This window comes from Aminobacterium sp. UBA4834, from assembly GCF_002400205.1.
GTDB lineage: Bacteria > Synergistota > Synergistia > Synergistales > Aminobacteriaceae > Aminobacterium > Aminobacterium mobile.
Map to the genome: position 1 here is coordinate 1 of NZ_DHFC01000007.1, position 12340 is coordinate 12340.

6 protein-coding genes are annotated in these 12340 nt (G+C 45.9%); all 6 read right to left on the bottom strand.

What is annotated here, in order from left to right:
* Positions 1–51: 51 nt before the first annotated feature.
* The 6 genes from fusA to rpoB all read right to left on the bottom strand — a co-directional run bounded on the left by fusA (position 52) and on the right by rpoB (position 12131).
* Positions 52–2106, bottom strand: a complete 2055-nt coding sequence (gene fusA / locus B3L97_RS02875; RefSeq protein WP_286934193.1) for an elongation factor G — start codon at positions 2104–2106, stop codon at positions 52–54.
* A 63-nt stretch (positions 2107–2169) separates the two neighbouring features.
* Positions 2170–2640: a 30S ribosomal protein S7 gene (gene rpsG, locus B3L97_RS02880; RefSeq protein WP_024822573.1), complete on the bottom strand. Its 471-nt coding sequence runs from the start codon at positions 2638–2640 to the stop codon at positions 2170–2172.
* Between the two features lie 42 nt (positions 2641–2682).
* Positions 2683–3054: a 30S ribosomal protein S12 gene (gene rpsL, locus B3L97_RS02885; protein ID WP_024822574.1), complete on the bottom strand. Its 372-nt coding sequence runs from the start codon at positions 3052–3054 to the stop codon at positions 2683–2685.
* A gap of 41 nt (positions 3055–3095) precedes the next feature.
* Entirely contained in the window at positions 3096–3356 is a 261-nt protein-coding gene (locus tag B3L97_RS02890; RefSeq protein WP_286845835.1) for an RNA methyltransferase substrate-binding domain-containing protein, read from the bottom strand.
* Between the two features lie 141 nt (positions 3357–3497).
* Positions 3498–8522, bottom strand: a complete 5025-nt coding sequence (rpoC, locus tag B3L97_RS02895) for a DNA-directed RNA polymerase subunit beta' (protein WP_286933789.1) — start codon at positions 8520–8522, stop codon at positions 3498–3500.
* A complete protein-coding gene (gene rpoB, locus B3L97_RS02900; RefSeq protein WP_286933793.1) occupies positions 8523–12131 on the bottom strand; it encodes a DNA-directed RNA polymerase subunit beta in 3609 nt (1202 codons plus the stop codon).
* Positions 12132–12340 lie beyond the last annotated feature (209 nt).

A 12340-nucleotide genomic window follows, 5' to 3' on the forward strand; every position in this document is an offset into this window, starting at 1 on the left:
CTTTCAAATTTCTCTTTTGCCATTTTTTATGCTCCCTCCCTGAAAGACTTATTAAGCTTTCAAAAGTTTTTCCGCTATCTCTGCGGGTACCTGCTCATAATGATCAAACTGCATTGAGTAAGTGGCACGGCCAGAAGTCTTGCTTCGAAGATCTGTCGCGTAACCAAACATCTCAGAAAGAGGAACGTAGGAACGAATGACTCTAGCATTCGCTTTCATCTCCATACCCTCGATACGTCCTCGACGAGAAGAAATGTCCCCTATTACATCACCCACATAATCTTCTGGAGTAACTACCTCCACAAACATAATGGGCTCCATAAGGACAGGACCAGCTTTCCTCATAGCTTCTTTGAAACCCATGGAAGCCGCTATCTTAAAGGCCATTTCAGAGCTGTCTACTTCATGGTAACTTCCGTCTACTAAGGCCACTTTTACGCCAATAACAGGGAATCCACCAAGAACACCGTTGTTGACGGCTTCCTCTAGACCCTTTTGGACAGCAGATATGTATTCCTTAGGAACAACTCCACCGACAATTTTATCTTCGAAGACAAAGCCCTTGCCATCTGCCAATGGCTCCATTTCAAAAACAACATGTCCATACTGCCCTCGGCCACCTGTCTGCTTAATAAAGCGGCCTTCCGCTCTTGAAGCTTTTTTAATGGCTTCACGATAGGAAACCTGAGGCCGACCAACCTTAACATCGACGCCAAATTCTCTCTTCAGGCGGTCGACAATAATTTCAAGATGGAGTTCGCCCATGCCTGAAATAACAGTTTGCCCCGTCTCTTCATCGGTACGAACCCTGAACGTAGGATCTTCTTCAGCCAAAGAAACAAGTCCCTTTGTAAGTTTGATCTTATCGTTTTTGGTTTCAGGCTCCACTGCAAGAGAAATAACCGGCTCTGGAAACTGAAGAGACTCAAGGACTATAGGCTTAGCCTCGTCGCAAAGAGTATCTCCCGTACGAGTGGCTTTCAATCCTGGCAGAGCAACAATCATACCGGCGCATGCTTCGTCAAGCTCTTCTCTCTTATTGGCATGCATCCGAAGGATTCTACCAATACGCTCACGGGATTTGGTTACAGGGTTATAAATAGTCGTTCCCTTTTCAATTTTTCCCGAATAAATTCGAGTGAAGATAAGCCTTCCTACAAATGGGTCGACCATAATCTTAAAGGCTAATGCTGTCAAGGGCTCGTTTACATCGCTATGCCTTTCAAGAACCTCTTCTGTTTTGGGGTCAAACCCCTTAATTGGAGGAAGATCTATAGGGCTCGGCAAATAATCGACCACTGCGTCGAGAAGAAGCTGAACACCCTTATTCTTGAAGGCACTACCACACATGACAGGAACGATTTTAAGAGCGATGGTATTAGTTCGAATAGCCTTACGAATAAGGTCTTCAGGTACATCCTGACCGTTCAAATAAAGCTCCATTATAGATTCGTCAAAATCTGCCAGAGTCTCTATCATTCCATCTCTCGCAGCCTTAGCCTCATCTAACATCTCGGCAGGGACGTCACCCATAACAGGATTTGTCCCCATATCATCCCTATAGAAGACCGCTTTCATCCGTACCAAATCGATAATACCGGAAAAACGATCTTCCGCTCCTATAGGAAGCTGAAGAGGAACGGATCGTACGCCAAGGCGCTCATGGATATCTTTAACTACCTGTCCAAAATCCGCCCCAACGCGATCCATTTTATTAACAAAAGCGATACGTGGAACATGATACTTATCAGCCTGACGCCACACCGTTTCAGACTGGGGCTCAACTCCTCCCACGGCACAAAAAACAGCAACAGCACCGTCGAGGACACGCATCGAGCGCTCCACTTCAACAGTGAAGTCCACGTGGCCGGGCGTATCAATTATATTGATAAAACAATCACGCCACGTACACGTTGTAGCAGCGGAGGAAATGGTAATCCCCCGTTCGCGCTCCTGCTCCATCCAGTCCATGGTGGCAGCACCTTCATGAACCTCGCCAATTTTGTAGCTACGTCCAGTGTAGAACAGGATACGCTCAGTGGTCGTCGTCTTGCCCGCATCAATATGAGCGGCAATTCCGATATTCCTAATTTTTTTCATTTCCATATTTGTTTGCACGTACTTCACCACCAAGCTAGAAAAAATTAATCAAACTCGGGACGCAGCGCATTACCAGCGATAATGAGCAAAGGCACGGTTAGCTTCCGCCATTTTATGGGTGTCTTCTCTTTTCTTAATGGAGCTACCTTCGCCCTTATAAGCATCAACGAGTTCTCTTGCAAGACGCTCGGCCATGGGCATCCCTTTTTTAGAACGAGCAAAAGAAACGATCCACCGCGTAGCTAAAACCTCGGCTCTTTCAGCAGGAACTTCCACAGGAACCTGATAGGTCGCTCCACCTACTCGACGAGCTCGTACTTCTACAAGCGGCTTCACATTATCCATGGCCTTCTGAAAGACTTCAAAAGGCTCTACATCTAGTCGTTCTCCAGCAATTTCAAGGGCTCGATAAAACGTTTTTTCGGCAACACTTCTCTTGCCGCCCCTCATCAAACTACTTACAAACTTCGCTACAGCAACACTTCCAAACATACTGTCGGCTAGTGCTTGGCGCTTCTTAACATGCCCCTTTCGCGGCATGGTGACAATCCCTCCTTACTTTCTTAGCCTAAGCTAAGTACACTACTTGGGCCTTCTGGCTCCGTACTTAGAACGTCCTCTTTTACGGTTTTCTACGCCACCACAGTCAAGCGTTCCCCGAACGATGTGATATCGCACACCAGGCAGGTCCTTCACTCGACCTCCACGAACAAGGACTACGGAGTGCTCCTGAAGATTATGCCCAATTCCCGGAATATAGGACGTCACCTCAATCCCGTTTGTGAGACGAACACGAGCAACTTTCCTCAAAGCAGAGTTCGGCTTCTTAGGCGTAACAGTATACACTCGAGTGCAAACTCCACGCCGAGCAGGATTCCCCTGCAGTGCAGGAGAGTCACTCTTCTTTGGCTTTTCCGAACGCCCACGACGAACTAGCTGATTTATTGTTGGCACAAGACTCCCTCCTTCCACCTATTTATGCTTTCCAGTTCTAGTTAATTTTCTGCTTTAGAACTGGCAATTCCAGCAACTGACGCCCCTCGGCTAATGGCACATGCACGACCTAACCGAATTTTTTCTTCCACCCACTCCACAGAAATTCCTTGATCTTCTGCGTCTTTCAAAATATCTTTTATTCTTCCTAGGTCTGCATCTTGCGCAACGAAAAGCTTTTTCAAGCGTCTGGCTTGAAGGGTTCTACGCACTTCCCGTTCGCCCACAATTCTTAAATTGGTAGCCAACTCGCTTAAAGGCATAAAAAACCCTCCTGTGCAGAAAGCACCAAGGAATAATAACAAAGAGCCCGGAGTAATGTCAAGGACTAATATCTCCGGGCTCTTATATTACTGCATATGTAACATTTTTATGAAGGTATAAACGAACACTTATCTGTTACATTATGCTTCTTTTGAGTTCTGGCTTACTTCAGACTCTCCCGTTTCCGGAGCTTGTTGTTCTGTTTTTATTTCTTTTCCTAATGGGGCTACTTCTACTTCCTTAAACCATTCTACCCCTGTTCCTGCAGGTATCAGATGTCCAATGATAACATTTTCTTTGAGTCCTTCCAGAGGATCCAAGTCCCCCTTTACTGCCGCACCTGCCAAAACCTGAGCTGTCTGCTGGAAGGAAGCGGCACTCAAGAAACTATCTGTAGCTAAGGCAGCCTTCGTAATACCGTGAACAAAAGGCTTGCACTTTGGACCTTCTCTAAGCTTACGAACAAAAGTAACATTCCATATCAATCGTTTTTCGTCAGAACGAGCAGAGATGGGGCGAACAACAAATTCCTCCGCCTCAGATTGTACTAAAAGGTCAATCATAGCCCGGTTAATTTCCTGACCACTGTCCATAACGAGCTGCCCTTTCTTATCAAAGACAGGTTCAAGAAGTACTTTCCCGTAGACAAGGTCATTAAGAAGCTCTAGCAATACTTTTTCTCGAGTAAGAATTTCCCCCTCGAGATCCACTGCAGATATTTCTGCATCTACCAGCCCTCTAATAATCCGAGCGTCTACGAGTTGAGCCACATCTGAGAGTGCATTCCCTTCATAATCAATAGCCTGACTCAAAGGACGTCCCCAGATTTTATCCATTAACCGCTCCTGTAGAGCGTCAAGTACTGAGATGCGCTCTACTGTATGCCATGTTTTTATTGACGGTACGTCATATTTAAGGCAGACATCGGCCACATCTTGAGCGAAAGCTCGATCACCCTGAGCAAGAACTTCGCCATCTACAACTATATCTGTTGCCAGATAAGCACCGTCGATAAGCTTCTCGATAGCTCCCTTATCTCGGACGCAAATAGCTACGGGGTCTCCAGCTGTAATAATTCCAAGCTGCCCTGCTGTCAAAACAGTACCTGCCAAAATTTCTTTCCCATCTTCAGACTTGAAGGGTCGAATCAACTCCAGCCCCTCCATCCGCTTACGGAAAGCAGCTTCCCCTATAACAAGAACCAGATCCTGCCCGCCCTCTTCTTCCAGGCTCATTTCAGATATTTGATATCCAGGACGAAGGAGGGTACGAATCGCTTCCTCTGTTAACGGAGCATTCGTATACTGAGCTATAGTGTCGTTTGTTCGTTGCGCAACAATATTTTTTACAACTCTTCCTGAGAAGATACGAGTGGCCTCCATAATATTCTTCTCATTCTCTTTGCGAATAGCCTCGTTTTCTTGCTCTATATCATCAACCCATACGAGATCGCCTGCAACAAAAGAGGTATCTCCCTCTTCAACAACTCGTACTCTATTGACAGGAGCTACTTTTCTCAATATAACCTCAATATGTTTGTTATTGATAGAGACTCCTTGGGATCGATAAACACCTTGTATTTCATCAACAAGACTGCGCTGTACCGCTTCTATACCTTCCACTTCCAAGAGTTGCTGAGGATCCACGTTCCCCTCCGTTAAATGGTCGGTACGATTGACTTCCTGACCTTCTTCTACAAGCAAATGCTGAGATGAAGGTATGTTATATGTAACCTTTTCTTCCTTCCCTAGCTCATTGCTCGTGATAATGACCTTCCGTTTCCCTTCCATCTCACGAATTTCAGAGACTCTGCCGTCAACGCCAGCGAGGAAAGCGACCTTCTTGGGTCGACGAACTTCAAAGAGTTGCTCAATTCTGGGAAGACCCTGAGTAATATCTTCTCCCGTCATACGAACACCGCCAGTATGGAAGGTTCTCATGGTAAGCTGTGTTCCAGGTTCTCCTATAGATTGAGCGGCCACAACGCCTACAGCCTCTCCCACCGCAACGCCAGAACGTGTAGCCAGATCCATTCCATAACACTTCTGACACACTCCACGCTTCAACGTACACGTTAAGGGACTTCGTACCCAAACGGAAGAGATGCCGAGCTTATCTATGGTTTCAGCAGTCTGAGGCCAAATCAACTCTCCAGCTTCTACAAGAAGCTCTCCAGTCTCAGGATGATAGATATCATATAGGGCAGTTCGTCCTATGATTCTCTCAGCAAGAGAAATCATGACCTTGCCATCTTGGAGCAAAGGATGAATCTCAATACCCTTATTAGTTCCACAATCATGGTCAGTTACTATAATATCCTGAGCTACATCTACCAATCTGCGTGTGAGGTATCCAGACTTTGCCGTACGAAGAGCTGTATCAGCCAATCCCTTTCGTGCTCCGTGAGTGGAAATAAAATACTCCAACATGTTCATACCCTCACGGAAGTTAGCTGTAATAGGATAGTCAATAATTCGTCCCGACGGATCAGACATCAGTCCTCGTATGCCAGCCATCTGTCCCATCTGGCTCTTACTACCACGAGCTCCAGAATCTACCATCATGCGGATGGGGTTCTCGTGAGCCATATTGTCAAGGATACTGTCAGAGATTCTTCGAGCAGCATCTGACCAAAGTATCTCTTTACGGAAGAGGTACTCTTCTTGAGTCAGAATGCCCATCTCATATTCAGACATTAATTCCTCGTCTTCTTCAGCCGCCTCTCGAGTAATTTCCTCTTTCTCCGGCGGAATAATAATGGATTTTACTCCAAAGCTTATTCCGCTCACCGTAGACCAATGGTAACCTAAAGATTTAATGCCATCGAGCATTCTAACGAGTTCCGACCTAGAAATAACATCGTAGGCCTCGTCTATAAGCTTTCCTATGGCTTTTTTACCAAATTGCTTATTCATGAAGCGGAGTTTCTCTGGAAGAATGCTATTAAAAAGTGCTCGACCAGGTGAAGTCTCTATCCACCGATCATCCTCACTTTCTACGTTCCAAGCAGGATCTTTCTTTAGCCGAATCTTCGCATTCAGATGAACTACTTTATGGTTCAATGCGACAAGAACATCTTCTATATTAGAGAAATAATCGCCCTCACCCTTCAAACCATCTCGCAGATCAGTAAGATAGTAAATACCGAGGATAATATCCTGGGTAGGCGTCACTATAGGACGACCGCTTGCTGGGGAAAGCAAGTTGTTGGCAGAAAGCATCAGAAGCCGAGCTTCTGCCTGAGCCTCAAGAGAAAGAGGCACATGGACAGCCATCTGGTCTCCATCAAAGTCTGCGTTAAAAGCTGTGCAGACAAGAGGATGGAGACGAATAGCTTTCCCTTCCATCAGCACAGGCTCAAAGGCCTGAATCCCGAGACGATGCAGTGTTGGGGCACGATTCAAGAGTACGGGATGATCCTTGATAATTTCTTCCAGAATCCCCCAAATTTCCTCTCTTCCTCGTTCAATTAATCGTTTAGCACTTTTCACATTCGGAGCTAGGTTTCGCTCGACCAATTGTCTGATTACAAAAGGCTTAAAGAGCTCGAGAGCCATCTGTTTCGGCAACCCGCACTGATATATTTTGAGCTGCGGGCCTATAACAATAACGGAACGCCCCGAATAGTCGACTCGCTTACCGAGAAGGTTCTGTCGGAACCGACCCTTTTTACCTCTTAAAAGATCCGTTAAGCTCTTCAGAGGTCTATTCCCTGCGCCAAGAACTGCCTTCCCCATTCGACCATTGTCTATAAGAGCATCCACTGACTCCTGAAGCATTCGTTTTTCATTCCGAATGATAATCTCAGGGGCTCGTAGCTCTTGTAACTTGCGAAGTCGATTATTTCTGTTAATGACTCGGCGATACAAATCATTCAAATCTGACGTAGCAAATCGACCACCATCAAGCTGGACCATAGGTCGCAAATCTGGAGGGATAACAGGCAATACCTCTAAGACCATGGATTCCACATGGGAATGGCTTCTCCTGAAATCTTCCGCTACCTGCAATCTTTTAATAAGCTTCCTCTTTTTCTGTCCTGTGCTCTCCGAAACGTCTTCTCTGAGAGTAGCGCACAGAAAATCGAGGTCTATCTTGCTCAGAAGGCTTCTCACACCTTCAGCTCCTATGCCTGCATTAAATTTTTTATCATATGCTGCGCATAAGTGCTGCTCTCTCTCCATAATAATGTCTGCAGGGTCAAAAGGAGAGGACCCCTTATCTATAACGATATAGCAAGGATCTTCTATGGTAACAGTCTCAACCTGAGCCATGAAACGACCAGGATATTTTTCGTGGAACATCTGAAACTCTGTGGACGACACAATATCTCCCTTTGCGAAGGGAAGCTTCGCTGCCGCTGTTACGACAAAAGTTTCCTGATTGTTCACTATGGCTCTCTTGGTCTCAAACTCAAGACCAAGCTTTTCAAGTCGATCCAGCTCAGACGCAGAAGCCACATCGCCAGGAGTAAATTCCAGCCCTTCTGGCACTGTCACGAATTCAAAGGCGGGCTCTACTTTGAAAAGGCTATCACCATATTCCGTCTTATACCTCGATACTTGCTGAGCAGTAAGGACATCTCCCACATTAACCGGGATATCATCGACACTTACAATTCGATATGCCTCTTCTGCCTTAATCTTGGAATCGTAATAAGAGTGAATTTTAACCTCACTCTCCGCAATGACATCCCCACGTTTGGCCAAGTCCGGACGCCGGCCCTCCATAACTATCTTATAAGCTGGTTCTCGCTTGCGAGTCGGAGCAAAGTATACGACCTTCTCTAAATCTTTCGTGCTCGTTCCAAGGAGAAGGCTCAAACGACTGGGAATTCCCCTGAGGTACCAAATATGAACGACAGGTGCAGCCAGTTCTATATGGCCCATCCTCTCGCGACGAACGCGATTATCGGTCACTTCTACTCCGCAACGATCACAGACGATCCCCTTGAACTTAGGCCCGCTTCGCTTATATTTGCCGCAAGCACACTCGTAGCTTTTGGTAGGCCCAAAGATACGCTCACAAAAGAGTCCATCTTTTTCTGGGCGAAGGGTTCGATAGTTGATTGTCTCAGGTTTTTTTACCTCGCCACTGGAAAGCTCTCTGATCCGTTCCGGGCTAGCCAGCTTAATGCGGACCCCAACTATTTCTTTCTGGCTCATCTATTCTTCAGCCCCCTCTGGGTCGTCGTTACGATCTTCGAACACGCCTTCAAAAAGCATGTTTTCGATCACCTGTTCTTCCGCATTTTCTATTTCTTTCTGTTCCTCTTCCACTACATTTTCTTCCTCAACAGGTTTTTCTACTGCTTTTTCTTTAACTTCAGGAGCTGCTACGACGCTACGACGACTGGCTCCTTCCTCATCTTCTTCATCCATAACCAGCTCGCCAATCGTTCCATCGCTGTACTTTATCTCCACATCAAGAACGAGTCCTTGCAACTCTTTTACAAGTACTCGGAAGCTTTCAGGGACTCCCGGCCTTGCTAGATTTTGCCCCTTAACTATTTTTTCATAGGTTTTCAAGCGACCTCTGATGTCGTCTGATTTCACAGTAAGCATTTCTTGTAAGATATGGGCTGCTCCGTATCCTTCAAGAGCCCAAACCTCCATTTCTCCGAAACGCTGCCCACCGAACTGGGCCTTCCCTCCAAGAGGCTGCTGTGTAATTAAACTGTAAGGCCCTATAGAACGGGCATGAATCTTATCATCTACGAGGTGAATCAATTTAAGCATATACATGTACCCTACGGTGACCTTCTTCTCCATGGGTTCTCCCGTACGGCCATCGTACAAGGTAATCATTCCGTCTGACGTAAGATCAGGATATTTCTCTTTGTTCAGTTTTTCCAACTGCTCAAAAATTTCATCTTCCTGAGCGCCCTCAAAGACAGGTGTAGCTACCTGCCAGCCATTATGTACTGCAACAAACCCCATGATAGTTTCTAAAACCTGACCAAGGTTCATTCGGCTAGGAACACCTAAAGGGTTCAGCACAATATCGCAAGGAGTACCATCGGGAAGATACGGCATATCCTCTATAGGCAGGACTTTTGAAACCACGCCCTTGTTGCCGTGGCGACCAGCCATTTTGTCTCCCACGGTAATCTTTCTAAGCTGTGCAACATATATTTTGACAACTTCACTTACGCCAGGGCTTAAAGCATCTGGGTTATTTTCTCGAGTCATGCGCTTGACAGCAACAATTTTTCCTCTCGCTCCATGAGGAACTTTTAGCGATGTATCGCGTACTTCACGTGCTTTCTCTCCAAAAATAGCCCTCAACAGTTTCTCTTCTGGGGACTGGTCTGATTCACCCTTAGGCGTGACCTTACCTACTAGTATATCTCCAGCGTTGACCTCAGCTCCCACCCGCACAATGCCGTATTCGTCAAGGTTCTTCAACATGTCTTCGCCTACGTTAGGAATGTCGCGAGTGATCTCTTCAGGCCCTAATTTGGTATCCCGGGCCTCAATTTCATATTCTTCTATATGGATAGACGTATAAAAGTCTTCTTTTACCAAGCGCTCACTTAAAAGAATAGCATCCTCATAGTTGTACCCTTCCCATGGAAGGAATGCTACAAGAACATTCCGCCCTAAAGCTAGCTCTCCATTGTCTACCGATTGCCCATCAGCTATAATATCGCCCTTCTTAACCATTTCGCCTTTGTAAACAGAAGGACGCTGATGAATAATTGTGCCCTGATTCGAACGACGGAACTTCACTAGGGGGTAGATCTGAAGCCCTTTTTTCGTCCGTATCTCAACTTTATCTGCATCAACATACACGACTTCGCCGTCTACATCAGTAACGACACAAGAGCCAGAATCTTTAGCAATACGATGCTCCATTCCAGTACCTACTACTGGAGCTTCAGGCTGGATTAAAGGAACAGCCTGACGTTGCATGTTCGATCCCATCAGAGCTCTATTTGCGTCATCATGCTCCAGAAAAGGTATCAAAGCTGTTGAAACCGACACTATCTGCTTGGGAGACACGTCTAGGTAATCTACCATTTCTCTGGGGACGAGCTCTATGTCACCTCTATAGCGAGTGTGGCATTCTTTTTCAAGATAACCATCCTCGTCAATAAAAGTATTAGCTCGCCCAATATACATGTCGTCTTCTTCATCAGCAGAAAGATAGACAATCTCATTCATGACCTTCCCATCCACTACTTTTCTGCGTGGCGTCATGAGGAAGCCGTATTCATTTACACGTGCATAGGTTGCAAGTGACGTAACAAGACCGATATTAGGCCCTTCCGGAGTTTCGATAGGACATACTCGTCCATAGTGAGTATGATGAACGTCACGAGCCTCAAATCCGGCTCGTTCTCTGCTCAAACCACCCGGTCCAAGAGCTGAAAGACGACGACGATGGGTGACCTCTGCCAAGGGGTTAGTCTGATCCATAAATTGAGAAAGCTGGCCAGAACCAAAAAATTCTCGAATTGCCGCAGCAATAGGACGAACGTTGATAAGGTCTCGAGCCATGGCCGCTTCGAGATCTGGAATAGTCGTCATCCTCTCTTTAGCTATTCTTTCCATGCGAAGCAAACCGATACGAATCTGGTTCTGAAGCAATTCTCCCACTGAACGGACTCGGCGGTTGCCAAGATGGTCAATATCATCATCACTAACTTCCGGATTTCGAAGGTTGATTACCCCTTGAATAATTTTACGCAAATCTTCCAAAGTCAAAAGACGATTATCTTCAGGGATATTGAGGTCAAGCCGTCTATTCATCTTATACCGGCCCACTCTCCCCAAGTTATAACGTCTTGTATCGAAGAAAAGACTGTAGACATATTCTCTAGCATTTTCCACTCGTGCCGGCTCGTTGGGTCGAAGACGACGGAACATTTCTAACACAGCCTCATCACTATTGGACGTGCTATCTCGCTCCAACGTTGCAGCAATAGCCGGATCCACCGCCCAAACATGTATCTTGGTGCGGCCAAGATCCCAAAGTTTTTCAACATGCTCTTTGGTGAGCCGGCTATTCTTTGCCACTATCTCATTTCCATCGCCATCAAGAACAGTTTCTGCCACAAGACGACCTTTCGTTTCCTCTTCTGTCAGGTCAATCTCTTCAGCTTCGGCGCCAAACATATCGAGAATTTCCTGATTGTTTGAAACACCAAAAGCTTTCAATAAAATAGTAGCAGGAAGTTTTTTCCTGTTATCGATATTGACAGACAACACATCTCCTGGGCTGAGATTAAACTCAAGCCATGCTCCTCTGTCAGGAATAATCTTCGCTGAATAGGATTCCTGCCCAGGGATCTGCTCTTCCTTATGAAAATAAACACCAGCTGAACGTGCAAGTTGATTAACCACCACTCGCTCCGTCCCATTAATGATAAAGGTGCCACGTTTCGTCATAATAGGGAAATCACCAAGGAATATTTCTTCTTCTTTAATCTCCTTGGTTTTCCTATTAACTAAGCGAATAGTAGCACGTATGGGCTGGGACCACGTGAGGTCTCTTTGACGAGCTTCTTCCTCATCTCCCGAAGGGACATCAATGAAATAATGAATAAACTCGAGAGCGAAAGCCCCGTCATAACTCTCAATAGGAAAAACTTCATTCAAAAGTTCTTCCAGTCCTTGCAACTTTCTGGAGTCCGGATCACAATCCCTCTGGTAAAACCAGTCATAAGAATTGTGTTGGACTTCTATCATGTCAGGTATCTCTACAAGATCCCTGGCACGACCGAAAGTCAACCTCTGCCGCATTCTGCCCACGGGAACAAACTCGGCCATGCGCCTAATGACCTCCCTGTAAAAGATATGGGGGAAAATATGTTAACGAAGAACAAAGATAACAAAAAGGGTGCGTTGTGTCAACGACACAACGCAGCCCCTTATTATATACGCTATAAGGCTTTTAATGCAAGTCTTTAAAAAATATGGTGCCGAGGCGGGGACTCGAACCCCGACAGGCTTGCGCCCACTAGAACCTGAATCTAGCG

Bases quoted from the DNA above. Each gene is read 5' to 3' on its own strand.
- rpoB (WP_286933793.1), bottom strand. From the start codon at position 12,131: ATGGCCGAGTTTGTTCCCGTGGGCAGAATGCGGCAGAGGTTGACTTTC.
- fusA (WP_286934193.1), bottom strand. From the start codon at position 2,106: ATGGAAATGAAAAAAATTAGGAATATCGGAATTGCCGCTCATATTGAT.
- B3L97_RS02890 (WP_286845835.1), bottom strand. From the start codon at position 3,356: ATGCCTTTAAGCGAGTTGGCTACCAATTTAAGAATTGTGGGCGAACGG.
- rpsG (WP_024822573.1), bottom strand. From the start codon at position 2,640: ATGCCGCGAAAGGGGCATGTTAAGAAGCGCCAAGCACTAGCCGACAGT.
- rpoC (WP_286933789.1), bottom strand. From the start codon at position 8,522: ATGAGCCAGAAAGAAATAGTTGGGGTCCGCATTAAGCTGGCTAGCCCG.